The organism is uncultured Cyclobacterium sp. (assembly GCF_963977555.1).
Lineage (GTDB): Bacteria > Bacteroidota > Bacteroidia > Cytophagales > Cyclobacteriaceae > Cyclobacterium.
Map to the genome: position 1 here is coordinate 1 of NZ_CAXBPD010000015.1, position 26,266 is coordinate 26,266.

General features: G+C 37.0%; 26 protein-coding genes. 18 read left to right on the top strand and 8 right to left on the bottom strand.

Annotated features, from left to right (window positions below):
• Positions 1–179 precede the first annotated feature (179 nt).
• From AAC073_RS17335 to AAC073_RS17350, 4 genes are all read right to left on the bottom strand, one after another.
• Positions 180–1,652, bottom strand: a complete 1,473-nt coding sequence (locus tag AAC073_RS17335) for a SusD/RagB family nutrient-binding outer membrane lipoprotein (RefSeq protein ID WP_339925065.1) — start codon at positions 1,650–1,652, stop codon at positions 180–182.
• 32 nt (positions 1,653–1,684) lie between these two features.
• The gene (locus AAC073_RS17340) at positions 1,685–5,161 is read right to left on the bottom strand and encodes a SusC/RagA family TonB-linked outer membrane protein (RefSeq protein WP_339925066.1); all 3,477 of its coding nucleotides are present in this window, start codon (positions 5,159–5,161) and stop codon (positions 1,685–1,687) included.
• Positions 5,162–5,280: 119 nt separating this feature from the next.
• Positions 5,281–6,282 carry a FecR domain-containing protein gene (locus AAC073_RS17345; RefSeq protein WP_339925067.1) on the bottom strand — a complete coding sequence of 334 codons (1,002 nt, stop codon included), beginning with the start codon at positions 6,280–6,282 and terminating at the stop codon, positions 5,281–5,283.
• 377 nt (positions 6,283–6,659) lie between these two features.
• Positions 6,660–7,280, bottom strand: coding sequence for an RNA polymerase sigma-70 factor (locus AAC073_RS17350; RefSeq protein ID WP_339925068.1), 621 nt, complete (start codon positions 7,278–7,280; stop codon positions 6,660–6,662).
• Positions 7,281–8,508: 1,228 nt separating this feature from the next.
• On the opposite strand from AAC073_RS17350, the gene AAC073_RS17355 reads away from it, so the two are divergent.
• Positions 8,509–8,703, top strand: coding sequence for a cold-shock protein (locus AAC073_RS17355; protein ID WP_020892155.1), 195 nt, complete (start codon positions 8,509–8,511; stop codon positions 8,701–8,703).
• Between the two features lie 32 nt (positions 8,704–8,735).
• A complete protein-coding gene (locus AAC073_RS17360; RefSeq protein WP_048643710.1) occupies positions 8,736–8,930 on the top strand; it encodes a cold-shock protein in 195 nt (64 codons plus the stop codon).
• A 54-nt stretch (positions 8,931–8,984) separates the two neighbouring features.
• Here AAC073_RS17360 and AAC073_RS17365 read toward each other — a convergent pair whose 3' ends face one another.
• Positions 8,985–9,959 carry a helix-turn-helix domain-containing protein gene (locus tag AAC073_RS17365; protein ID WP_339925069.1) on the bottom strand — a complete coding sequence of 325 codons (975 nt, stop codon included), beginning with the start codon at positions 9,957–9,959 and terminating at the stop codon, positions 8,985–8,987.
• Positions 9,960–10,074: 115 nt separating this feature from the next.
• On the opposite strand from AAC073_RS17365, the gene AAC073_RS17370 reads away from it, so the two are divergent.
• The 6 genes from AAC073_RS17370 (at position 10,075) to AAC073_RS17395 (ending at position 13,815) form a co-directional block, all read left to right on the top strand.
• Positions 10,075–10,476 carry a VOC family protein gene (locus AAC073_RS17370; RefSeq protein WP_339925070.1) on the top strand — a complete coding sequence of 134 codons (402 nt, stop codon included), beginning with the start codon at positions 10,075–10,077 and terminating at the stop codon, positions 10,474–10,476.
• On the top strand, positions 10,469–10,849 hold the full coding sequence (locus tag AAC073_RS17375) for a nuclear transport factor 2 family protein (protein ID WP_339925071.1): 381 nt from the start codon (positions 10,469–10,471) through the stop codon (positions 10,847–10,849). The genes AAC073_RS17370 and AAC073_RS17375 overlap by 8 nt, the downstream gene beginning before the upstream one ends.
• Positions 10,850–10,910: 61 nt before the next feature.
• On the top strand, positions 10,911–11,351 hold the full coding sequence (locus AAC073_RS17380) for a VOC family protein (protein ID WP_339925072.1): 441 nt from the start codon (positions 10,911–10,913) through the stop codon (positions 11,349–11,351).
• Between the two features lie 210 nt (positions 11,352–11,561).
• Complete coding sequence (locus AAC073_RS17385; protein ID WP_339925073.1) at positions 11,562–11,939, top strand: DoxX family membrane protein; 378 nt, start codon at positions 11,562–11,564, stop codon at positions 11,937–11,939.
• Between the two features lie 242 nt (positions 11,940–12,181).
• On the top strand, positions 12,182–12,958 hold the full coding sequence (locus AAC073_RS17390; RefSeq protein WP_339925074.1) for a tetratricopeptide repeat protein: 777 nt from the start codon (positions 12,182–12,184) through the stop codon (positions 12,956–12,958).
• A 110-nt stretch (positions 12,959–13,068) separates the two neighbouring features.
• Positions 13,069–13,815 carry a polyprenol monophosphomannose synthase gene (locus tag AAC073_RS17395; RefSeq protein ID WP_339925075.1) on the top strand — a complete coding sequence of 249 codons (747 nt, stop codon included), beginning with the start codon at positions 13,069–13,071 and terminating at the stop codon, positions 13,813–13,815.
• Here the strand turns inward: AAC073_RS17395 and AAC073_RS17400 are convergent.
• Positions 13,802–15,022: an FtsX-like permease family protein gene (locus tag AAC073_RS17400; protein WP_339925076.1), complete on the bottom strand. Its 1,221-nt coding sequence runs from the start codon at positions 15,020–15,022 to the stop codon at positions 13,802–13,804. The two genes, AAC073_RS17395 and AAC073_RS17400, sit on opposite strands and share 14 nt — an antisense overlap.
• 38 nt (positions 15,023–15,060) lie before the next feature.
• Between AAC073_RS17400 and AAC073_RS17405 the strand changes: the two genes are divergently transcribed.
• From AAC073_RS17405 to dapA, 10 genes are all read left to right on the top strand, one after another.
• The gene (locus tag AAC073_RS17405) at positions 15,061–16,278 is read left to right on the top strand and encodes a DUF1343 domain-containing protein (RefSeq protein WP_339925077.1); all 1,218 of its coding nucleotides are present in this window, start codon (positions 15,061–15,063) and stop codon (positions 16,276–16,278) included.
• 4 nt (positions 16,279–16,282) lie between these two features.
• A complete protein-coding gene (gene fmt / locus AAC073_RS17410) occupies positions 16,283–17,215 on the top strand; it encodes a methionyl-tRNA formyltransferase (RefSeq protein WP_339925078.1) in 933 nt (310 codons plus the stop codon).
• Positions 17,216–17,279: 64 nt separating this feature from the next.
• On the top strand, positions 17,280–17,828 hold the full coding sequence (locus tag AAC073_RS17415; RefSeq protein ID WP_339925079.1) for an RNA polymerase sigma factor: 549 nt from the start codon (positions 17,280–17,282) through the stop codon (positions 17,826–17,828).
• A gap of 32 nt (positions 17,829–17,860) precedes the next feature.
• Positions 17,861–18,232: a hypothetical protein gene (locus AAC073_RS17420; protein ID WP_339925080.1), complete on the top strand. Its 372-nt coding sequence runs from the start codon at positions 17,861–17,863 to the stop codon at positions 18,230–18,232.
• Between the two features lies 1 nt (position 18,233).
• Positions 18,234–18,689, top strand: a complete 456-nt coding sequence (locus AAC073_RS17425; RefSeq protein ID WP_339925081.1) for a Spy/CpxP family protein refolding chaperone — start codon at positions 18,234–18,236, stop codon at positions 18,687–18,689.
• A 393-nt stretch (positions 18,690–19,082) separates the two neighbouring features.
• Positions 19,083–20,411: an exodeoxyribonuclease VII large subunit gene (gene xseA / locus AAC073_RS17430; RefSeq protein ID WP_339925082.1), complete on the top strand. Its 1,329-nt coding sequence runs from the start codon at positions 19,083–19,085 to the stop codon at positions 20,409–20,411.
• Positions 20,392–20,592: an exodeoxyribonuclease VII small subunit gene (gene xseB, locus AAC073_RS17435; RefSeq protein WP_339925083.1), complete on the top strand. Its 201-nt coding sequence runs from the start codon at positions 20,392–20,394 to the stop codon at positions 20,590–20,592. Before xseA ends, xseB begins: the two co-directional genes overlap by 20 nt.
• A 117-nt stretch (positions 20,593–20,709) precedes the next feature.
• The gene (ligA, locus tag AAC073_RS17440) at positions 20,710–23,172 is read left to right on the top strand and encodes an NAD-dependent DNA ligase LigA (protein ID WP_339925084.1); all 2,463 of its coding nucleotides are present in this window, start codon (positions 20,710–20,712) and stop codon (positions 23,170–23,172) included.
• A gap of 21 nt (positions 23,173–23,193) precedes the next feature.
• On the top strand, positions 23,194–23,688 hold the full coding sequence (locus AAC073_RS17445) for a hypothetical protein (protein ID WP_339925085.1): 495 nt from the start codon (positions 23,194–23,196) through the stop codon (positions 23,686–23,688).
• Position 23,689: 1 nt separating this feature from the next.
• Entirely contained in the window at positions 23,690–24,583 is an 894-nt protein-coding gene (gene dapA, locus AAC073_RS17450) for a 4-hydroxy-tetrahydrodipicolinate synthase (protein ID WP_339925086.1), read from the top strand.
• An 89-nt stretch (positions 24,584–24,672) separates the two neighbouring features.
• Here the strand turns inward: dapA and AAC073_RS17455 are convergent, their stop codons facing one another.
• Both AAC073_RS17455 and AAC073_RS17460 read right to left on the bottom strand, forming a co-directional pair.
• Positions 24,673–24,846: a histone H1 gene (locus tag AAC073_RS17455; protein WP_339925087.1), complete on the bottom strand. Its 174-nt coding sequence runs from the start codon at positions 24,844–24,846 to the stop codon at positions 24,673–24,675.
• Positions 24,847–24,942: 96 nt separating this feature from the next.
• Positions 24,943–26,193, bottom strand: coding sequence for an aminotransferase class I/II-fold pyridoxal phosphate-dependent enzyme (locus AAC073_RS17460; protein WP_339925088.1), 1,251 nt, complete (start codon positions 26,191–26,193; stop codon positions 24,943–24,945).
• Between the last annotated feature and the right edge of the window lie 73 nt (positions 26,194–26,266).

The following is a 26,266-nucleotide window of genomic DNA, read 5'->3' on the forward strand; positions in this document are numbered from 1 at the left end:
GCTTTGCCACCATATCCGTACAAAGCCTTTATTTGATATGTGCCTTATTCAATAAGTTAAAATTCTATCATTAGATCTGTAATAATTCTCATTTTATACTTATCTAAAAATTAAAAAAGTGGAAAACCACCGTTACAAACGGCAATTTTCCACTTTTAAATTTATCAAGTGAGTTTATATTATTTCAACCACCAAGTCATTTCATTAATGTGGTCATTGCCTTCCCCAAATTGTCGGCTAATGGCGTTCGTGACATTACTGGCGTTGTAATTGTATTCAGATTGTGGGTAAATCCATCGGTATGGAATTTCCACCCCAGCAGGTCTTCTGAAGGACGGATAGCCACCGGTTCTCAGATGATCAAAGAAAGACGTCCATCCCAATTGAAAGAAAGATTGCAGGTATTTTTGCATAATGATTAGCTGAAATTGCTCCTCCTCTGTGGTTGCCATGGAGAAATTATTGATAGGCTTAGAAAGATAATTTACCGCATCACTTTCCCCTACATAGGAGCTGTAGTTTTCTGCATACTTCTCATAAAATTTGAAAGAAGCCTTGACGCCGGATTCGTACAACATGGCTGCATCGGCAGAAATCCAACCTTTGATGGCTGCCTCAGCCAAAATAAGTTGTTGCTCAGAGTAGCCCAGCAGCATGTAAGGTTCATTTACAGGATCTCTATGGTAACGGTCATTTACCTTAGAAACATTGCCTTCTGTAGCTTTTTCATTTACCTCAGCATAAGGCGCAGCAGGATCGCCCCCTTCATAAGCAGAAAAGTCAGCAATGTCTTTTCCTGCTTCCTTAGCGGATTTGGTCTGGGTGCAATAAATGAACAACCTTGGATCTTCGCGCTCCTGAAGTCGCTGAATAAAAGTGGAGTCCATGTACATTCCGGAACTAAAACCACTGGAATTAAAATCTGGGTAGCGGTTGTCCTGCTGATCTAAAAAGACCAATTGTCCACTTTCTTCAACGCTTTCCATCAAAGGCTCATTCTGAAAAATGGAGGCAAATTCACTTTGATTGTTCATTCCCTCTTTTTCAGACAGGGTCAACATCACCTTTAGTCGGAAGGCATTCACCAATTTTCTCCAGCTGGTAACATCCCCATCATAAATGATATCTCCTGCGATAATGGTATTGTTAGCAGCCAGAATATCATTTGCTTCTTTTAAATCCATTAAAATCCCATTAAATACCGTTTCTTGGTCATCGTAAACGGGTTGGTAATTTTGTTCTATCTCCCCTTTAAGCGCAGAGCTGTAAGGGATATCACCAAAAGTTAATGTCAGGTTAAAGAAATAGTAGGATCTAAAAAACTTGCCCAGTGCCACATAGGTAGGTTCCCCTATTCTTTCACCCTCTTCAATCATTTTGGTCACATTTCTCAACACACTGTAGGATCCGTAGCTTCCCCGATCCCATTTATAATATTGAGTTGTGCTCTCCCCATCAGTTTGCACGAGCATTTTCAATGCATACAAAGGAGAAGTACCCCGATTATCTCTAAATGCATCCCATTCAATATTGGTCAGCAAAAGCTGAGGATGTGTTTCAGTTGGTAGATTGGGATTGATATTCATCTCCTCAAGGTTTTGGCAGGAGGCCAACCCAATCAACAATAAACCTATAACTAATATATTTTTCATTTTTTCTCTATTTACTTAGTCTGGAAAATCTATTAAAAGGTAGCTCGGATGGTCAAACCTACATATCTCGAGGATGGATCCTGTAAGTTATCATCATTCCCATAATCGGGATCCAGTAAAGGCATCTTTTTCCACATGGCCAAGTTGTAACCGTAGAGAGAAAGGTCAAGATTCCTTATTCTTTCTGAAGACATGATGTTCATGAGATCATAAGACACTGAAAGCCTTCTCAACTTGAAATAGGAACGGTCATAAACATTGGCAAATTGTGAATTTTCTTCTTCAGTAACCTGGGCACGATAAGGATATATCTGTGACCATGTCTGCCAACTTACAGCTGTAGTATTCTGCATGTACTCACGGCTATCTGAAAGAATAGCACCATTCACATCCCTTACAAGTTCACCTCCAGTGATCACTACCCCTTGAGGTACGTATACAGGTTGTCCAGCAGCATATTCTTCATCTCTGTACTCTACTGAGTTAGGATGCTTACCGCCCCACCACATTTTTTCAATGGTTAGGGATCGGATCAAACCTCCCCATGCACCATCTATGTCCATGTCGATTCTGAAGTCCCCAACTTTAAACCTATTTTGAAGTCCCAATCTCCAGGAAGGGTTCAGATGACCAATTTTACTTGGGTATGGATCTCTAGATGGCAAGCCGGTGTTGGCATCTAGAATTACTTGACCGTCTGCACTTTTTTGCCAAACCGTGGCATAATAAGCATCAGACCTATCACCAACTACCAGGTTACCAAACTTCTCATTGTTGTCAAAAATTTCAGTAATTTTCTTAACATACCTTGTCCAGTTTAAACCAATATTCCATGAGAAGTTATTTCGCTCAATCGCATTGAAATTAACCATGGCTTCCAAACCCTGAGTGGTATATTCGTTGCCATTTACTTTCCTGGAAGTGAAGCCAGAAGCTTCAGATATACTAAGGTCAATGATCTGATTTTCATCCAAAATCCTGTAATAGGTACCTTCAAAAGTCAATCTCTTTTTGGCAAAAGAGGTAGAAAACCCTGCCTCAAACGTAGTGGACTTCTCAGGCATAATACTTGAATTCACCAAACCTGAAGGATAATAAATGGATGGAGTCGCTCCGTAAGTAACTCCTTTTTGATAGGTAGAATAAATACTGTAAGGACTTAAATCACTTGAAACCTGGGACCATGAACTGTATATTTTCAGGTAATCCATTGCTTTCGGCATGTTTATAAATTCTGAAAGCATCGTACTCATTGAGGCTGAAGGATAGAAATAGGAATTGGTGGAAGTAGGCAAGGTTGAAGACCAGTCATTTCTTCCTGAAAAATTCAGGAATACTGAATTCCATAAATCAAAATTCACAGAACCATAAGTACTTCGGATGGCTTTTTCATCGAAATAATTACTTGCCTTAACCGGACCCTGCGTATTGCTCAAACCATAAATTTCAGGAACAATTAACCCATCTGAAGTGGCGTATTCCTGCTGATAAGTTCTATAAAATATGGATCCACCCGCATTTACAGCAAAGGCGAAATTATCACTGACAGTCTTGCTATAGGAGGCTAGGATATCTGTATCCATGTTTAACCTTCTGTCATTCCACATCTTATAATCACCATTTCTGGAATCCCCATAGTTCATGTATGATTTTGGACTTTGCATGTCAGAAAACACGCTATATTCTCTGGCAGAAACCCTTCCCTGAATATTAAAATCATCTGAGATTTGGTAATTGAGCTTTAACTTGCCATCAAGCGTGTTCTGATTGTGCTGCTGATTTAACTCATGGGCAGCAAAATACACATTATTGTACCAGGCATAGTTATAGTTGGCCTGGCGGTAACCTTCTAATCCAGGTACATACATGTGGTCTCTCAAGTCCTGTCCATTGACATCATCTCCCATCCATATTAATATGGTGTACATATGATTTTTTGGCCCATAGCCATATCTTGGGTAATTAGGAGAATAAACTTTATTATAGCTCAAGGTCGCATCCAAGGTCAATTTATCGGTAAGGTCGAAGGAACTGTTAAAGTTTAACCCGCCAGTATTAAGGGCAGTATTTGGGACTTGTCCTTTTTGATAAGAATAATTTCCTGAAAAGTAAAACCTGGATTTTTCACCTTGATAGGCAATAGAAAAATCACTTTTGGAAACTACGCCTGTTTTCATAAAGTCATTCAGGTTGTCATGCCTTTTCCATTCTGTAGGCACCCTTTCGTACATTGACTTATCGTCATAAACAGTACCGGTTACATTGCCATACCACTCGATCTGCTCACCAGTTTGTAAATTTCTAATAGGGCTGTTCCATTGAGGAACCATTACACCGGGTTCAAATTTTGGTCCCCAGATCATGTCTCCATCGGAAATCCCCCCATCGGCACCATCCCAGAATTCATATTTCCCATTGGATCCATTTCCATATTCTGTCTGGGTTTCCGGAAAAACAGTAAAGCCTGCTGTCACCATATTACTTGTAGAGGCGGTAACCGTTAGGCCTTCCTTTGAAGCATTTTTTCTAGTAATAAGAATGGCTCCATTTTTCCCTCTGGCGCCGTAAAGTGCAGATGCAGCACCACCTTTAAGCACGTTGATACTCTCAATGTCTTCAGGCGAAATATCAAATAAATTTGATTCAACAGGAATACCATCTAGTACAATCAAAGGTGTCTTACCTCTTAAAGAAAAGGACGGGGATTGAAAGATCCCTGTTGGATTCGTTACGGTCAAACCAGCAATTTGTCCCGAAAGCGCATTTCCTAGGTTCATTGTTCTTGCTTCTCCAAGAACGTCAGTATTTACCTCCTGGGTAGCATATCCCAGTTTTTTCTTTTGCTGCTTGATACCAATCGCAGTAACTACCACCTCATCCAGGTTTTGCTGGTCTTCTTCCAGTGAAACATTGATCAACGAGCGACCATTTACAGCTTCTTCTTTGGTAGCGAAACCAATGAAACTGAATTGGAGCACTGCTTCTTCGTCCGCATTGACCGTATAATTCCCATCTATATCTGAAATGGTGCCTTGAGTAGTGCCTTTCACTTTGATAGCAACTCCAGGTAAAGGAAGATTGTCCGTCGCAGAAATGACCTGACCATTAATTTCTATTGCGGCTAATTCGGACTTTCTGGCGCTTACATCTACATTATGACGCCTAATGGATATATTGTTGTTGATTTGCTGAAAAGCCAAACCAGTGTTCTTACCAATTTCCCTTAGTGCATCTTCTATGGAAATTCTCTTATGATTAATAGAGATTATCTCATTTAGAAATTCATCATTTTCATGAACGGTAAAATGAAAAGTTGACTGTACTTCAATTTCTTTAAGCACATCAACCAATTTTTCCTTATTAAAGGAAATATTAACATATACTTCATTGATTTTTTGCGATTCAATCTTGTTTGCAAGCAACACATTGAAAAGAAGTGTTTGCAACAAAAAACCATACATGACATACTTTGTCATGTTTAGAATTATTGGTAAAGATTTTTCTCTCATAATTTACGTTGTTAAAATTGTATATAGGATTTAGATAAATTATTAACTGATATGCCTAAAACGGATCCACTAAGCTAGCTTAAAGTTTCATTGGTAAACTGTCATGTTAGGCATACCTATTAAAACTCAATAATTATTTGATCATCGTTTATCTCATAGGTAAATTTTTTAGAGTACTGTAAATCCATTAAAATATTTTTTAGCGTTTGCCCTTTATAAACTGTAGTAACCCTCCAGTTACTTGGTTTTTTTCCTAATACACTTATATTCACACCAAACCATCGTTCCAAATTCAACATCACAGTGTCAAAATCTGAATTCTTAAGGACTAGTTTTCCTTCTTTCAAGGCTACTACCAAATTCGAATCAAAAGGAATTTCGTTGAATGTATTATTAGTTATATCTACTTGAAGCTGTTTGCCTGGCAACAGCAAAATGGATTCTTTTTCCTTTCCTACATTTTGAATTTCTACCTCACCCTCCAAAAGTGATATGCTGGTTAGTTCACAATTGGGATAAGCCTTAATATTGAAAATAGTACCAAGGGCTTTTGTTATCAGGCCTTTACTTTCTACAATAAAGGGTTTATTCGGGTTGCTAGCCACTTTGAAATAAGCTTCACCATTTAACTGCACCCTTCTTTCCTCGCCTTCAAATCCTTTTATATACTTTATACTTGAAGAGCAGTTTAAAAACACCACTGATCCGTCAGGTAGGGAAAGCTTTGTTTTCTTACCCGGAGGATTTTCGCGGACGGTATATATTAATTCTTTAGTATTGTTCTCATCTTCAATTATTTGTATAAAATAATAAAAGGCAGTAAAAAGAGTTAAAATCACCAATAAACTTGCCGCGTAATTTAAATAAGTATTCCGAAAAAATTTTGAGGACTTCTTTTTTTCAATACCCTTATTCCAAATAGCATCAATATTTTCTTCAGAATTAACATGGCTATAGGTAGCGGATTTTTCTTTCCATATTTCTTTTAGTTTCTTCAATGTATTAGAATTAACTGCATTCTCTTTAGCCCAGGTCTTAACTTCATCTGATTCAGCCTCACTAGCAGTTCCAGTTAGTACCTTAACCAGCAAGAGATCAATATTGTCTTTTTCCTTACTCACATGTATAAGACAACTCTAATAGTAAAAAGGCGTAATAGAATTTAATATATTTTAAAAATAAATTCTATTAATCTAAGTCAATTAAAAAACATAACCATTAATAGGCCATGGTGTATTTTGTATTGAAAAATTATGATGGAATGAGACTATATCGTTTTTGGGCTTACATTGTATTAGAATCCTTAAGCAGCCAGTGAAATCAATGCTCATTAAGAGCAATCGACTAATTCAACTACCTTTTGATTGCTGAAACAAAGTTTTTTTTAAATTGTAGAAACAGATTTTGAAATTTAAATTCCTAATCGTGGGTACCTAAATAAATCGGTAAAGCTTACGATAAAAAAGCATGCTGCTGTTTTCCATCATACTTATAAATATTAAATAACAACACCTTTTTTATTTCTTTGCAATTGATTGGTTTTTGTATTATTACCTTTGACCTCTAGGTATTCACTAATTCCTTTTCTTAAATCCTTAACCGCTAGTTCAAGGTGTTTTTTTACTGTTTTTTCAGTGATTACTAAAAGCTTGGCAACTTCCGCTATTTTCAAACCATCATCTTTGATCATTTTAAACACCAACTTTCTTTTACTGGGTAATTCTTCAACAAGGCTACTGTAAAAATAACTTAACTCCTTATTAAGAAGTTGTTCCAAAGGTTGGGTGCATTTGTCAGTTTTAATATCTATTTCTGTAGTAATATCAGAAAATTGCTCCTTCCGTTTATTTTTTTTAATTCTGTTGAGACAATGATTTTTTACTGCAAAAAAGATGTAACCATCAAAATTGTCAATGTCTTTTAACTGACCATGCTTTTTCAAGAGATTGACAAAAACATCTGAAACCACATCCTCCGCCTCTGCTGGAATGGGCAGATAATACCTGGCAAAAGAGACCAATTTGCAATGGTATCTTTTATAGAGCTCACCAAATGCTTTTTTATCAGTATTCACTGATATTTGAACAAGAAGATCTGAGTTACTCAAAGTACTATACATACCAAAAATTTGAATCTGCTAACTTAATTACCTATCAAATTAAACAATTTAATGGCGGAAAAAAAATAATTATTGGTATATTATTTTGTTATTAATAAAATTAAAGCAATTATTAATCCTATTTTCAGTCATTTTACAATTTAATAACTATTTCTTAATTGAATAAAACTTAAAATAATGTACCTTACTAGCTGCCTTATCATCTTGTTTTGCCCATAATTATAAACGAATAAAGTATATTCGATTAGACGAACTAGTTCTTGAATGAATTATCAGGATGGTCAAGAACCTACTAGGCAAATTCAATCGCCTAAACTTTTCGAAAATTACTAACCTACATTTAGGAGTTAGAAATGCTTAAAAATCTTGGTATAAAAAATAAATCCTAAAAAATATACCTATAATTGTAAAAAATGATTACCTTTACATCATCCAAAATATGTTTGGGTACAATAATTAAGTAAGTGCGCTGCAAAGGCAGTGAGAAATAACGGTTTAAGTAGTATTTTCCTCTAAGAAGTTCTCCCTACGTTTTCAATAGACGATTAACATCGGGCTATTCCCTCAACATTTCCTTCCTTATTGAAATAAGTTTTATATTAATTCTGTTTTTATTAAAAAGCTATCCTTTGCCCAATCAGTAGGCGCTGATTTTTCCTCTACACTTAAATTTCGTGTATCGGAATACTTCAAAAACAACAAAATAAGCAAATACGGCGATGAACGTATGGTTGTTAATACCATTTTTATGTTGCTCCTATTTTTTGCTCCTTTAGTTGTGGGAATTTTCGTCCCATTTTCGAGCGTCCTACTATTGTTTGGTATATCCATCATTATTGGGGGAATAATGCATAATTCCATTCACGGTTCTTATTCAAAAAACAGGTATTTATATAAGTTTATGGGTTGCACCATAAATCTTTTTGGTACAAATAATCAAGTTTGGAGATGGCAACACAAAGTGCTTCACCATAGCTTTAATAATATAGAGGAACATGATGATGTCATAAACACAACATTTTTATTTCGGTTTTAACCAAATGCTAAATTAAATAGACTTCATAAATTATAAAGAGGCGAATGTGCAAGATTAGCATTTGGTCCATTAATTGGCGACCAGCTGCAATTTCTCAGCAATAGCCAATCATTTAAAAATTGCTATACCAGCTGGGGAGCGTAAAATTTCCACCAGTAAAAAAATAAATTCAACAACAATATAATTATAATAATGCAAGAAGGAATAGTAAAGTTTTACAACACAGAAAAAGGGTATGGGTTCATTACCCCAAAGGATTCAGGTAAGGATATCTTCGTCCATAACAGTGGTCTTATTCATGAAATCATGGAAAACGATGAGGTTTCCTATGACACAGAACAAGGAAAAAAAGGGCTCAACGCCATTAACGTTGAACGCATAGATTAATAACACTATATTACAATTCAAACAATAATACAATGCAAGAAGGAACAGTAAAGTTTTTCAACACAGAGAAGGGGTACGGATTCATTACTCCAAGTGATTCAGGTAAAGATATTTTCGTTCACAGCAGTGGATTGATCGATGAGATCAGAGAAAATGACAAAGTATCTTACGAAGCTGAGCAAGGTCAAAAAGGACTAAACGCAGTAAACGTTGAGGTAATCGGATAATTTTATTCGGTTTAAAAAATTAGAAAGTGACCATTTTATGGTCACTTTTTTTATTTATACTTCTATATAATACCTATTCCGATAGTCTATTGGAGACATACCTACCAATTTTTTAAAGAGCTCTCTGAATGTTTTCGCATCATTATAGCCGACATCATACATTACCTCATTAATGCTTATTCCATTAGCTTCCAACTTTTTTTTAGCTGCTTCTACCCTTACTCGTTGAATGTATTCAATTACTGTGTTGGATGTGGCTTTTTTAAACCTTCGTTCGAAAGTCCTCCTGCCTAAAGAAAATTGCATTGAAAGCCCATCTACAGTAAGCTTGTCATAGAAGAAAACCTCTATATATTCTTGGGCAGCTTTCACAATCTTATCATCATGGCATTTTTGACCTTTAAAAATAATAAAGGGAGACTGGCTTTGACGGTTGATATCTACCTCAAATATTTTGGAAGAAAGTACCGCCATGTCCCTGCCTACAAATTTCTCTATGAGATATAAATTTAAATTCAACGAGGAGTAAGCACCACCACTGGTGTAGATGCCTCCCTCATCAGTTATGATTTTGTCATCCACAAGCTTTACATCAGGGTACATCTCACGGAATTCTTTGGACATAAGCCAATGGGTGGCACAACTTTTACCATCCAAAAGCCCCGTTTTAGCCAACAGAAATGCGCCGATGCACAAGCTAGCCACTTCGGCTCCATTTTCAAATTGCTTAATTATCCAAGCCACAAAATCAAGATTGCGTGTTAAAATCCTATGAATGTCTCCATGAATAGCTGGAATGATAATTAAATCGGTCTTTTTCACTTCTCCAATGGTGCAGTCTGGTTTTACACTAAATATGCCATTGCTCACCTGGCGTTCACTGGAATGTCCTACCAAGTGAACATCAAATAGGCGTGATTGACCGGTACGTTCCAAATGCCCATTGGCCATGGTAAACATTTTGTGGGTAGCCTCAAGATTACTTAGACTGGTATCCCCTTCCGGAACAAGAATAGAGATGTGTTTCATTTCAGCAAATTACAAATTAAGAATGTCGCAATCAACCCCTTACATTGTCGGGTTTCCACTGTGTAATAAACATAATAATTGTAGAAATTTGAATGTACCAAAAATTGAACTCACTATGACACAAGAATTATGGCTCAATCTGCCTGTCGAAGACCTGGGAAAAACCAAAGCTTTCTTTACTGGCCTGGGTTTTGAAACAATGAGGGATGCCCCAGAAATGATAGGCTTCAAAATTGGTAATGTTCCGGTAATGATGGTTACCCAAGCCCAATTTGAAAAATACGCCTTGAATAAAGTTTCAGACACATCCAAAGGGAGTGAAATCCTTCTCTCAGTAGGTGCTCCAAACCGTGAATATGTAGATCATTTGGCTTCCAAGGTGGAAAAATTAGGAGGAAAAGTATTTTCTCCCCCGGCGGAAATTCAAGGCTGGATGTATGGCTGTGCTTTTACCGATTTAGATGAGCATCGTTGGAATATATTGTACATGGACCTCGATAAAATGAAAAATGACTAAAGTAACAGTAAGTACTGATTGTGGGAATTCTCCTAAAAAAGCTTTTCTTAAAGACTTCAATATTGCTTTTGCTGCTGGAAAGGCAGATTATATTCTTGCGCATGTAGCTAAGGACATTCTTTGGGTAATTTATGGGGATAAATCATTACAGGGAAAGCGTCAATTTTCCCTTGAAATAAATAAAATGAAAAACTGGGCCGCTGACGAGCTAATCCTAGCTGCTATCATTACCCATGGAAAAGAGGCCTCGGTCAGTGGTGAAATTAAAATGGCGGGCAAAACATACGTTTTTTGTGATGTTTACCGCTTCACTACCGCTTCAAGTACTATAATCAAGGAAATGTATTCCTACGTAATAAAAACCAATGGCTAAAAAGCCTATCAAATATTCAACATTTATCATTATTCTTTCTTACATCTAACAATTATCTATTATGGCTTCAGTTAGCACTTACCTAAATTTCGCTCGGAATACCGAGGAAGCATTTAATTTTTACAAATCTGTCTTTGGCGGTGAATTCTTTGGAGATGGCCCCATGAGGTTTGGCGATATTCCGCCACAGGAAGACATGCCCCCTCTATCTGAAGCGGACAAAAGCCTTATTATGCACATTGAACTAAGAATTCTAGGCGTCCATAGCTTAATGGGTACTGACGCTCCAGAATCAATGGGCTTTAATATTAATTTTGGAAACAATTCGTATATCAATCTCCAACCAGACACGCATAAGGAAACAAAAAAGTTATTTGATGCCCTGTCAACAAATGGCCAAATAACCCAGGAACTGCAGGAAATGTTTTGGGGTGATTATTATGGGAGTTGCATCGACAAGTTTGGTGTTCACTGGATGTTCAATTGTGGTGAGAAAGTATGATACTGGTGAAAAGTTTTCTTAACCGCTCCCCTTTTAGTGTTGATCTTGAATATCCCTGACATTAAAAAAGGAAAATTTAAATACAAATGCTAACTTGAAGGAAGATGTTCTTTTTCCCATATTTTAATGGTTAAATCTCAAAGTACTTGATTATTGCTTTCTTTCTAAAAGTGATAAACTAAATAAATAATACCTTTAAATGTCCGATTCATGAAAATTGCAACAATTATTGTTCGTGTACTTCTAGGAGCACTGTTTCTCATTTCTTCTGTGACTTACTTTTTAAATTTGGTGCCTCAGCCTGAGTTGACAGGAGCCATGAAAACCTTCAATGAAGGACTGGATGCTTCATTCTATCTAATGCCAAGCGTTAAGGTTATAGAATTGGTATGTGGAATTGCCTTTATATCAGGTCGTTTTGTTCCCTTGGCATCAGTTTTAATCTTTCCAATAGTAGTAAATATTGTAGGCGTACATGTTTTCCTCGCACCTGAAGGATTGCCTGTTGCAATTTTTGTGTTAACTGCTAATTTATTTCTAGCTTATCGAAAGAGAGATCATTATAAAGGATTGTTTTCAATTAATTGAAAAAGTCAGGATAGCAAAAAGATTATTGTTTAGAGGTTTTCAAGACTGGGTTTAAATTAAATTGACCTTTGCAGACTTGAAAACCTTGTTTTTATCTATTAAAAGACCAGCATGGTGCTTAAGACTAAGATTTTAAAATAATAATATAGGCTAATTATTTGTAAGAATAAAATTAATCACTTATATTGAACTAATCATTTAATATACGTAAACATATGTGGTTTAAGGGGTTAATATTGGTTATGTTCTGTTCTTTACTGACAGGTTGCTTTGGAGATTATAAAACTGGCGAACAGCTTTACAAAAGCGGCGCTTATGAAGAAGCAATAGAAGAATTTAGCAAGGTGCTTTTTGTCAGCATTACAGACCTCAAGGCGCTCCACCTTAGGGGTAGAGCCTATGAGGAGATGGGAAAATATGCTGAGGCTTTAGCGGATTACAGAAAAATCATTGTTTTAAATCCTGAATATGGTTACGCCTATGCCGGTATAGGGAAAATTGCCTGGGACAGGGGGAATTATAAGGAAGCTGAAAAAAACTACCTCTTAGCAGCCATGCTTGAGCCTGAAGATTATGATATTCTAATATCCCTGTCAAGGGCAATGATCAAAAATGAACGCTATAAAAGTGCCATAGAATTTTTAGACTTAGCCACCAAAATAAAACCCAAAGAACCCAATCCCTATTATTATAAAGGCATCGCTATGGGACTTCTTGGAGATGGTCTAGGAGCGGCCGTAACCTTCAATAGTTACATTGATTTGGAACCAAACAATATCAGTGCCCATTTTAACCGCGGTTTAGCCCTTATGACCTTGGGTTATAAAAGCTGGGCACTAGAAGATTTCGATACTGTACTGGAAATGAATCCTAAGCATTATGAGGCACTTGCAAGAAGGGCTGTATGCTTAATCGAAAAAAATCCTAGCCAGTCTTGCTTTGACTTGGAAACAGCTGCCCTTAATGGCAATGCTTATGCCAAAGAGCAACAACTATTGAGTTGCGTCGATAGCAGATAGATAATTGCAATCACGAATTCTATTTCACATTCTTTAACCTTTGCTGTTTTCAAAATTTTCAGTTCACAGAAGTATATTCCGTATTAAATTATACTTTTGTATTCTTAAATATGAAAAGCAGTAAAATTGTCATCGTTCCTACATTTAATGAGATGGAAAATATCCAAGATCTCATCGTGGAAGTTATGGCCTTGCCAGAAGACTTTGATTTGTTGGTGATAGATGACAATTCGCCAGACGGAACTTCCAATTTGGTAATGCAATTAAAGGAAACCTATCCAGAGCGCCTTTCTCTTATTGTAAGGAAAGGCAAATTGGGATTAGGAACTGCTTATCTTGAAGGCTTTGCTTACGCCTTGCAAGAAGGTTATGAGTATATCTTTGAAATGGATGCAGATTTTTCTCATAATCCTCAAGACTTGAGCGTTCTATATACAGCTGCAGTAAAAGGCAATCATGACTTGGTAATTGGCTCAAGGTATGTCTCCGGTGTAAATGTGGTCAACTGGCCTATGGGAAGGGTCCTAATGTCCTTCTTTGCCAGCAAATACGTGCAGTTCATCACTGGCATCCCTATTAAAGACACTACTGCTGGTTTTGTCTGTTACCACAGAAAGGTATTGGAGTCAATTCAATTGGACAAAGTTAAATTCATCGGCTATGCCTTTCAGATAGAAATGAAATTTACTACCTGGAAGATGGGTTTTGATATACTAGAGGTCCCTATCATTTTTACTGATCGCACGCGAGGCACTTCAAAAATGTCCAAGCATATTTTTAGAGAAGCAATAATGGGCGTTATTTACATGAAAGTAAAAAGCTTGTTTACCAAGCCAAAACGAGTTAATCAAATTTAATAGATTTGATTGGGTTTACATTGCTGATAATTACTGCAGGAATAAACAATACCAAAGTAGTAATCACCAAAATCAATACATTTAATGCTAGAATGATTGGCCAATCCCAAACAATCGGTACATAACTCATGTAATAATTTTCCGCATCCAGTTTCAAAATTTGTGTTGTCTGCTGGATCAGGCCAAAACCCAGGCCAATCAAATTGCCCAACAACATTCCCCTACCGATTATTCGAATTCCATTCCAAATAAATATATTCCTAATCTGTTGATTCGTACTGCCCAATGCCTTCAACAAGCCAATCATAGAGGTGCGCTCCATAATCAAAATAAACAGTATAGACACCATATTAAAAGATGCAACAAAGAGAATTAAGGCTAAAAAAACGTAGACATTGTTATTCAACAATTCCAGCCAATCAAAAATCTGAATAAATTTATCAGTAACCTTTGTAAGTCTCAGGTCATAATCGATGCTATCGTACAATGCATCTTCATAAAGGTTGATTTTCTCAGGATCCTTTAAAAAGACTTCAAACCCTCCTACCTTGTCTTCGTCCCAGTTATTTAACACCTGTAGTACACGAATGTCACCCAGAATAAATTTATCATCAAAATCCTCCAAAAAAGTTTCATACAGACCAACCACTTCCAATCTTCTAAAGCGGGGTGGATCTTGGACAAAATACATAGTGATTTTACTTCCTACGTCCAGAAGCATTTTTCTAGCGATCTTTGTGCTAACCACAATTTCATTGGAAGAGGTACCAATCTCTCCAAAATGGATAAATCGGCCTTTTACAAGCGATGGCTTAAATGCCAAGCTGTCAAAATCTCGCCCTACCCCTTTCATCATGACACCTTCTACCTCCTCCTCACCTTTGATGAGGCCTGGTTTATTCGCAAAAACCTGAACATGTCGGATATAATCTATGTCCCGGTAATTGGTATAAAAATCACTGTCCATACTTGTGGGAGAATCCTCAATAGATTGGCTCATCACAAAACGATTGACCTGATAATGGCCCGTAAAGGAAAATACCTTGTTGGAAATCACCGATTGAAAACCTCCTAGAATCAAAAAGGAAATGATCATAATGGACAGCCCTAAGGCAATACTGGCTACAGCAATCCGATGGATGGTTCCGGTGAAACCGCCAGTCTTTTTAAAACTGATTCTTTTTGCAATGAAGTAGGAAAGGTTCAATGAAGTCGTTTATTTTGTTAACCGAAACGCAAATTAACATGAAGCAAACTAAATTAATACTTATCCTGGCTTTTTTGTTTGGTAATATGACTTTTTGTAAAAGTAAACCGGACAAGGACAGTCATACCATAGTTAAACCAACCCCTATAGAAACACCTAAAATGATATTCCCCGGTGCTGACCGCCCAGGCGTTTATTTACCCCAACTAATTGGTAAAAGAGTAGCTTTAGCCGTAAACCAAACCAGTATACTGACCTCCAAAGACAATTTACACCTGGTAGATTTTCTGCTAGAACAGGGCATTGAAGTCAAAAAGGTTTTTGTTCCAGAACATGGTTTCAGAGGAGATGCCGATGCGGGAGAAAAAGTGGACAATACGGTGGATCCCAAAACCGGACTTCCACTGGTTTCTTTATATGGCAAATCAAAAAAACCTTCCACTGAGGCGCTTTCTGATGTGGATATCGTGATTTTCGATATTCAAGATGTTGGGATTCGTTTTTATACCTTTATAAGCACTTTACATTATTTGATGGAAGCTTGTGCTGAACAAAACAAAACCCTGATGATATTTGATAGGCCCAATCCAAATGGAGACTATATAGATGGGCCAATCCTACAAAAAGGGTATGAAAGTTTTGTTGGAATGCACCCTATCCCTATCGTTCATGGTCTGACCGTAGCTGAGTTGGCACAAATGATCAATGGAGAAGGTTGGTTAAAAGATGGGATAAAAGCTCCGATAGAGATCGTACCTGTAGCAAACTGGAAACATGAAAAACATTATTCTTTGCCTGTAAAGCCCTCACCAAATTTGCCAAATGACGTCTCAATCCGTTTGTACCCATCCCTTTGTTTTTTCGAGGGAACTGATGTTAGTTTAGGAAGAGGTACCCTTTTCCCTTTTCAGGTATATGGCTATCCAGATCCTAAGTTTGGAGATTTTACTTTTACCCCTGTTAGTATCGAGGGTATGTCGAAATACCCCCCTCAGCAGGATAAACTTTGCTATGGAAAAGATTTAAGAGAAGTGCCCCTTTCTCACCAGTTCACACTATCCTACTTACTAGAGACCTATAAAATAGCAAATAAAGGTGCCGCTTTTTTCAATGCCTTTTTTGACAAGCTTGCAGGTTCAGATGCTTTGAGAAAATTAATCATTGCTGGAGCCTCAGAAGAAGACATCAGGTCCACATGGAAGCAGGGACTAGACACCTACAAAGTAAAAAGAGAACAATACCTGATCTACCAATAGACCAATGGAAAAGAAAGACTTAAAGATCATATTTATGGGTACGCCGGAATTTGCGGTAGCCCCTTTGGAGGCCTTAATTGAAAATGGCTGGAATATCATTGCGGTAATCACCGCTCAAGACAAATTGCAAGGCCGGGGAAGAAAGCCAAAAAGCTCTCCAGTGAAGGATTGTGCTGTAAAACATGCAATTCCTGTACTCCAACCTTCCAACTTGAAAAGCCCAGACTTTATCGAAACCCTCAAATCCTACAAGGCAGATCTTCAAGTAGTCGTTGCCTTCAGGATGTTACCTGAAGTGGTTTGGTCCATGCCTCCTATAGGCACTTTCAACCTTCACGCTTCTTTATTACCCGATTATAGAGGAGCAGCACCTATCAACTGGGCCATTATCAATGGAGAAACCAAGACAGGGGTGACGACCTTCTTCCTTAAGCATGAAATCGATACGGGTAGTATATTGTTTCAAGAAGAAGTGCCCATTTTGCCTGGAGAGAATTTGGGGGATTTATATGAGAAATTAATGCAGACAGGATCAACTCTGGTAGTAAAAACTATAGAGGCTATCGCAAAGGATGATATTCAACCCAAGGTGCAGGATGAGAGTAAAGCCCTTAATCATGCCCCCAAAATATTCAAGGAGACAGGTGAAATCAACTGGACTCAACCAGCAGTTGCTATTCATAACCTTATTAGAGGACTTTCCCCCTACCCTGGTGCCTGGTGCAAAATCAATGACAAGACCTGTAAGATTTTTAAATCTGAGGTCATTGGAACAGAAATCATCAGTAATGAGCCAGGTGCTCTTAAAACAGACAATAAAACTTACGTGCATTTTCAAACGGGAGAAGGGGTATTGTCTATCCTTAACCTACAAATGGAAGGCAAAAAAAGAATGGAAATTGGTGATTTTTTAAGAGGGAATTCTCTTGCTTCATAAAAATTTCAACAAAAAAAGCTGGTTACAATTAAACCAATTGGCTAAATTATAGTCAAAGACATGAATGGAGCCAAAAAACGATGTTGAACTTCTGGAAATGATCAATACTTCTAAAACCCGGGACAAAGGTTTTAGGATATTGGTGGAAACATACCAGAGGAATGTTTATGATATCGTTAGAAAAATGGTGATCATCCACGATGATGCGAATGACGTAGTTCAGAACACCTTCATTAAAGCTTTCAAGAACATTCATCAATTCAACCAAAAATCCTCTCTATTTACCTGGATTTATCGAATTGCAGTTAACGAGAGCTTGAACTTTATAGAAAAGAGAAAAAAAAAGTTGTCCACTTCGATCGAAGATTATCATGAAAAGATGGAAAACTATGTAGATCAATCGCCGCTAGTGGATGGGAATGAAATAGAAAAAAAACTTCAAAAAGCCATTTTGAAACTGCCTACCAAGCAACGTTTGATTTTTAACCTCAGGTATTTCGATGAATTACCCTACGAGGAAATGAGCAAAATCACTGAAACAAGTGTAGGGAGTCTTAAGGCAGGTTATCATCATGCTGTTAAAAAGATTGAAGATTATTTGAGCAAAGATTAAACCTATTGTCAAAAAAACAGTCAAACACCTGTATGGAGAAATTTCCAAAAAAGAACATATTCAAAACGCCCGACAATTACTTTGAAAATTTACCGGACCAAATTCTGGAAAAGCGGAAACCCAAGGCTTTGCAATATTATCTCAGTGGTATGGCAGCAGCTGCAATGGTAGTAATTGGGTTCTTTTTGTTTAATGGCAGTGACACAGTTACCTCTTCCATCAGTTATCAGGTAGAATTAAACGAAGAGGTAGAATATTACATTGAATCTGGTGTATGGAATGTAGAAGATGTTTTATTATTGGCTGATAATCCTAACGAGCTATTGGATGACATCACGGAGGAAGAATGGAGCAATCAAACATGGGTGACTGAAGGTTTATTGGAAGATGAAATATTTTATTAATATGAAAAATTTAGCAATCGTTTTCTTACTAATGATACTATCTGTTTCTGGCTATGCTCAGAAAAGCAATGAGGTAGACAAAGAGAAGCTGGAAGCAGCTAGGGTGGCCTTTATTACAAATCGCTTGTCCCTTAGTCCAGAGCAAGCAGAGAAATTCTGGCCGCTATACAATGAATTCCAAGACAAGCGAAATACAATGATGCGAGAAATGCGCAGTATTTCTAAAATAGGCGATAATCAAGTTTCAAATGCTCAGGCAAAGGAAATGATGGAAAAGAGATTCAGTATTCAAGAAAACCTTATGAACGCGGAAAAGGTTTTTTTAAGACAAATTTCAGATGCACTTAGTCCAATTCAAGCTTTAAAATTAAATGAAATCAATAGGGATTTTACCCGACATATTTATAGGTTACAACGCAAACAAAGGGAGCCAAAGTCGGAGGATAGAAATGAATAAATTCAAGCGAAGCTTTAAGGAGCGTCTTTGAAACCTAATAGTAAAAATAAAGTATTTCAAGCCAAATAGAGCGTTTACTCCTTTATTTGGTTTTTTTATATCCCTTTTTAATATGCCTGCTGACTTAACAAAATTTAAGCAGGAAAATCATGGTTAATTTTTTGGTAAGTATTGAATTCCATATCCTTAATTCGACTCAATATTAATGGTTTTCAAAATATAAGCAATTGGATAATTGTGTTTTTATAGGTTTTCTAATCGTAATTATTCCAAAATCTAAATTTACTAACGCGATCCCCCATTACTAAATCAGTTGCATAATCGGTATTATGCTATGGTAAATGAACTGAAAAATCATCTCCTTTTTAAGCATATTTTTTGTTAATTTGTAGGATGCAGCAGCAAGCAATATCCCTTCTATCACTAAACGAGCTGATCAAAAGTACTTTAGATAGTCACCTCGCCCCTACCTATTGGGTCATTGCAGAAATAGGTGAGTTAAGGGCTGGTGTAAGAGGTCATGCTTACCTGGACTTGATAGAAAAATCAGAAGGGAACATTTTAGCTAAAATCCGCGGCAATATCTGGTCTTACACCTATCAGTCTATATCAAGGAAATTTGAAAGCACAACTGGAACGGCCCTCAAGGGAGGCATGAATATCATGGCACTGGTAAGTGTTCAATTTCATGAGTTGTATGGCATAAGTTTGGTGGTTAAGGACATCGACCCAAACTTTACCTTAGGAGAAAGGGCAAGAAAACGACAAGAAATCATCAGTCGCCTAACCAACGAAGGATTAATAGACCTAAACAGGCAATTCGTATTGCCCAAAGTAAGTCAAAAAATAGCCATTATTAGCTCTGTAACTGCTGCAGGCTATGGTGATTTTATTAATCAATTGGATCAGAACCCGCAGCGGTATAAAATCCATTACCAACTTTTTCAAGCTGCCATGCAAGGAAAAGATGCGGTTCCTCAAATCATTCAGTCCATTCAGCAAATCGAAGATTTATTGGTTGAGGAGAAATTTGATCTTCTGGTCATCGTTCGCGGTGGAGGTGCTCAAACGGATTTGGATTGTTTTGATGATTATGATTTGGCCAAGAGCATCGCCAATGCTAGCCTGCCTGTGGTGACGGGTATAGGACACGAAAGAGATGAATCCATTGCTGATCTCGTCGCACATACCCAACTGAAAACACCTACTGCCGTTGCCAGTTTCATTTTGTCCGGTTTCAGGGAGTTTGAAGACAGCTTGCATCGCAACTTGGTCGCAATCGAAAGGCGTACCCAAGCAAGGTTAAAGGCAGAAGAGTCAGGACTAACGGACAAAACACATCTAATAACCAATCTTTTTCGGCAAAAATTAAATGAAACCAATTTATCTCTGGAGCGCTATGCGCAACAGGCAAGACGGATTTCTCTTTACAGGACTGAAAAGGAATACCTCAAGTGTGAACACCTTGAGCAGAACCTTCGAAAAATCATAGACAGAAGACTCAAGCAGTCGGAAGATAAGTTGTTACAATACGATAAGACAATTGACAGCCTAAATCCGCAAACCCTACTTCAACGAGGTTATACAAAAACGGAAAAAGACGGCAAGCCAATTAACAAGCAAAAGCTTATGATTGGGGATGAATTGGTTACTTATAATAAACTGGATAAAATAACTTCTGTTATCAATAAATTAGAGACGAATGAAAAGCAAAAAGGATAACTTAAGCTACGATGAAGCCATTTCCAGGTTAGACCATTTGGTCAAGCAGCTTGAAGAAGGTGAGCAAGGAATGGATGATTTAACTAATATGGTTAAAGAAGCCAGTGATTTGGTGAAAGTGTGCAAGCAAAAATTAAAGATGACTTCAGATGAAATCAAAAAAGCATTTGAAGAAGAGTAATCAATTGCCTATTAAAAGTTGTTGAAACACGTAAAACAAGGTTTTATTTAAGGCCAATGTCACTTTTTTATAATCAAAAACAGTACATTTGGAAGCAGATATTGTGATCATTTTTGAATGAAAAGAGGAAGTATACAGGAAGTAGAAAATCAAATTGATGAGTTGACGAAACAAATCAACCATTACAATCATCTTTATTATCAGGAGGACAGCTCCGAAATAAGTGATTTTGATTTTGATCAGCTATTGAGCAAGCTTGTTCAATTGGAAAACAATTACCCTGAATTAAAGAAGCCTGACAGTCCTACGCAACGAGTTGGCGGAACAATTACCAAAAACTTTGAAACTGTAAGCCATTCTGTTCGAATGCTTTCACTTGGCAATACTTACTCCAAAGAAGAGTTAACTGCCTTTGATGAGAGGGTAGCCAAAGGTCTTGAACATAGAAATTACAATTATTTTTGTGAGTTAAAATTTGATGGAGTCGCCATCAGTTTGGTTTACGAAAACGGCATTTTGACAAGGGCAGTCACCCGAGGAGATGGTTATAAGGGAGATGATGTCACAGAAAATGTAAAAACAATCAGGTCCATTCCTTTGGTCATTAAAGATCAACCGGATCTTCCGAGCTATTTTGAGGCTCGCGGTGAAATTTTTCTTTCAAAACGTGGTTTTGAAAAAATCAATGCCGAAAGGCTGAAAAATGGAGAAAGCCTCTTGGCCAACCCTCGAAATACAGCATCCGGAACGCTTAAAATGCAAGACTCTTCTGTAGTTGCTAAACGGAGACTGAATTGTCACCTGTACCAATTGATAGCAGATGATGCAGGGATAAAGCAACATGGAGAGTCTATTCATCTTCTTGAAAAGTGGGGTTTCAATGTTTCTCCAACTTATAAGAACTGCCAAAACTTAGACGAGGTTCTAGCATATTTAGAGGATTGGAGGGAAAAAAGACATCAGCTAGAAGTAGAAACAGATGGTGTGGTGATAAAGGTAAATGATTATCGCCAGCAGGAAGCGTTGGGTTTTACCGCCAAAGTACCAAAATGGGCCATATCATTTAAGTACCAGGCAGAAAGTGCTGAAGCAACACTATTATCTATCCAATACCAGGTAGGTCGAACGGGTGCGATAACACCAGTAGCCAACCTATCCCCTGTTTCGTTGGCTGGAACTACAGTGAAAAGAGCGTCCTTACACAATGCCAATGAAATTGAGCGACTGGATCTTCATGAGGGAGATACCGTGAATGTTGAAAAGGGAGGGGAAATTATTCCTAAGATAACAGGAGTGGTACTGGATAGAAGAATCGCAGGCAGTAAACCAATTGCCTATATTGAGCATTGTCCTGAGTGCGGTACGCTGCTGGAAAGAAATGAAGGAGAGGCAAAACATTTTTGCCCCAATGATGAAGCTTGCCCTCCCCAGGTTTTGGGAAGAATTGAGCATTTTGTATCCAAACGGGCCATGGATATCGACTCACTAGGTACCGAAAGACTCAGGGCATTGATCCAACAGGGTTATGTAAATGACCTTGCAGATTTGTATTATTTGCCTGAATATAGAAACGAACTTCTTGGACTGGAAATTTCAGACGAGCAGTATTCAAAAAGCGCTGAAGGGTTTTTATACGTAAGCCTTAAGAAGGCCCTGTATTCATTAACCCAACAAATAACGCTAAAGGAAATAGATGAATTTATAGCTTCCCACGAGACCCATAGCCTGCATCAAAAAGTTGAAGCTTTTATCGATTTTATCAAAAATACAGGCAGAAAAAGCAATACAAATATTGCGGCATTAGAAAACCTAGATCATCTTTTAGACAATGATCGGTTTGATATAGTAGAAGATTTCGTACCGGTTACCTATATTTTGTACATTTTGAGTGGCAGTAAAGGAAACTTGGAAGAATTAACAAGGATTACTAAAAATAAAAACAGTGTACATGAAATATTAATCAATGACACCGTTGGTTTAATTAGTATTGCTTCAGACCAAATCAACAAGTTAAAAGGAAATACTTTCCAGGAAGGTGTCATAAAAAACATGCTGGAAGGTGTCTCAAAATCGATTATTCAACCTTTCCCAAAAGTTTTATTTGGGCTTGGCATCAGGAATATTGGTGAAAATACGGCTATATTGTTGGCCAAACACTTTCAAAACATTGAAAACCTTGAAAAAGCCAGTGCGGAAGAATTGCTGGAAATCAATGGCGTTGGTGAAACTTTAGTGCAGAGTATTGGATTGTTTTTCTCGAAAGAGAAAAACAATCGGATCATTGATAAACTAAAAGAGAAAGGGCTACAATTTCAACTTTCAGAAGAAGAAACCAGGCTTGAAAGCAGTATTTTGGAGGGCAAAAAAGTGCTAGCCTCAGGTCGTTTAAATCATTTTAAGAGAGATGAAATAATGGATTTTGTCACAGCTCAGGGAGGCACCTATTCCAAGTCTGTTTCTAAAAATCTTGATTTTATCATTGAAGGAGAAGAAATGGGGCCTAGCAAGAAGGGAAAAGCAGAAAAACTAAATATTCCATTGATATCAGAGGAAGATTTTTTAAAAATGTTTGAAAAATAATAAAGCTAAAGAGAAGAACAGATGAAATGGATAAGGGAATATTACATAAAAAGTACTCTGGAAAATCCAAAGAAGAAGCTTACCCAAAAATCCATTGTATTAAAAACAACGAATATAAAAACCATATCTATAATAGCCAGTAATAAAAAAGAGATCGAAGCCATTACTGAGATCATTCATTCCGACTTGGGGATTGACATCATGGTAGTGGGGAATTATTATGACGAGAAATCAGTAGATGAACAGGCTTTTTCTTATAAAGATTTTACTTTATTTGGTAAACCAAGAGAAAAACTAATACAGATGCTTTCCCTTACACCAGATTTGATTATTTTTACCCCCCAAAGTCTTAATTACTTTACCCTATTTTTACTGCAGTTACAGTCTGCATCGTATAGTATGGGCTTTTACAATGAAGAAACAGAGCCCTACTTGGACTTGATGTTAAATAATGAAGAAAATGATATTCAATCAGGGACAGCACTGTTGATAAAATATTTAAAGCAGATCAATTAAAATGAAAAAGTTTACAGGTACCGGAGTGGCGTTAATAACTCCTTTTAAAGCAGATGGAGCAATTGATTACCCTGCTTTAGAAAGTGTTATTGAGCATGTAATTCTGGGCAATGTGGATTATCTGGTGGTACAAGGTACTACAGGTGAGTCCGCCACACTTTCTGAAGAAGAGAAATTAGAAGTATTGTCTTTCACCAAAAAGATAAATCGCTCAAGAGTTCCTATCGTTTATGGTCTTGGGGGCAACAATACAGCAGGAATTTTAGCTGCTTTAGATAAAATTGATTTTTCGGAAATTGCTGGTGTGCTTTCCGTTAGTCCCTATTATAATAAACCTAGTCAAGCTGGGATAATAGCGCATTATGAGGCTTTGGCGGATAAATGTCCGGTACCGGTAATCTTATACAATGTACCAGGAAGAACAATGTCTAATCTAAGCGCTATTACGACATTAAAACTGGCCAAGCATAAAAATATAATTGGCATTAAAGAAGCTAGTGGAGACCTGGAGCAATGCATGCGAATTGCCAATGGAAAACCTGACGATTTTCTTTTGATATCAGGTGATGACATGAACACTACTCCTATGAGAAGTATTGGAGCGGAAGGTGTGATTTCAGTTATTGCCAATGCCTACCCTGAAATAATGGGAGCTATAATTCATGGAAATGGTGAATATTCTAAAAAAGGAACGTTCAGTTTGCTAGATATTAATCCATTGTTGTATGAAGAAAGCAATCCAGTAGGTGTGAAATGCCTAATGGAACATTTAGGAATATGTGAGAGCAATGTGAGGCTTCCACTTTTAAAAGCCTCAATAGAGCTTAAAAACAAAATAGTTGCTGCAGCAGCAAAAATCAATACAAATTTATTTTACTCCCCTCATTTAGAGTAAAGTAAACCTATTATAGAGGGTAATTTTGAAATAAAATAAAAAGGGAGACTTAAATTAATAAGTCTCCCTTTTTTATTAAAATCTTTAAATCAATTATTCTTGATCTCCTGAACTTCTTTTCTAATTTCCTGAGATAAATTTTTCAAATCTTGCATGCCTTTTCTTACTCTTGTTCCAGCTGCTTGATTTTTCTTATCATAAAATTTGTCAAAATCAGCTTCAAGTGACATTATAAGATCTTTGATTTCATTAAATCTGTTCATAATTAAAAGTTTATTTAGGTTGATGATGAAATTGTTTTTTGATTCAATATAGTAAAATACTTTATAAATTTACAGTATAAGCAGTGTTTTCTGACTTTATTCACCAAAAGAGGCCGCTAATTCTGTGGTTTTATAATACCCACTGTTCAATTTTTCTTTTATCGCTTCAAAAGCAGAAATTGTCTCAACTACGTCTTCAAGACTATGAACTGCAGTAGGGATTAAACGCAATATAATCATTCCTTTTGGAACAACAGGGTAAATAACTACTGAACAAAAGATATTATAGTTTTCTCTCAAATCCTTACTCAATGTAGCCGCTTCACCGACTGTGCCATTCAAAACAACTGGAGTGACAGGAGAATTAGTATTACCAATACTGAATCCTTTTTCTTTCAATCCATTTTGTAATGCATGAACAATCTTCCAAAGGTTTGCTTTAAATTCAGGCCTGTTCTTCAACAAGTCTAAACGTTTCAAAGCGCCTTCAACCATGATTAAAGGAAGTGCTTTGGCAAATATCTGAGAACGCATGTTGTATTTAAGGTAATGAATTACTTTTTCATCTCCTGCAATAAACGCGCCAATACTTGCCATCGACTTAGCAAAAGTAGAAAAATACAGATCTATTTGACCTTGAACTCCTTGCTCCTCCCCGCTTCCAGCACCCGTTTTACCCATAGTACCAAAGCCATGCGCATCATCTACTAATAAGCGGAATTGAAATTTTTCTTTAAGCGCTACGATTTCTTTTAATTTGCCCATATCACCGGTCATACCAAATACCCCTTCAGTAATAACCAGAATACCGCCACCAGTTTCTTTAGTTAATCTCTCTGCTCTAACAAGTTGTTTTTCACAGCTTTCCATATCGTTATGAGGAAAAACAAACCTTTTCCCCATATGCATGCGCAAGGCATCTATTATACAAGCGTGACACTCACCATCGTATACGATTACGTCTTTGCGATCGATAAGTGAATCGATAACACTCATGATTCCCTGATAACCGTAATTTAACAGGTACGTTTTTTCTTTGCCTACAAATTCAGCCAAATCATTCTCAAGTTGCTCATGAAGATCAGTATTCCCAGACATCATTCTGGCACCCATTGGGTATGCTGCTCCCCATTTTGTAGCAGCATCTGTATCTGCTTGCCTTACTTCTGGCTGATTGGCTAATCCCAAATAGTTATTTAAACTCCAATTCAGAACTTCCTTACCTCTAAATTTCATTCTAGGAGCTATCTCACCCTCCAATTTTGGAAACATGAAATATCCTTCTGATAACTCGGAATGTTTTCCCAAAGGACCGAGATTGGTGTTCAGTTTTTCAAATATATCCAATGTGTATTTACTTTGATGTTTAACAAATTACTATTTAAATAGCGTAATTAACGTTCAAAAATAAGGTTTTTAA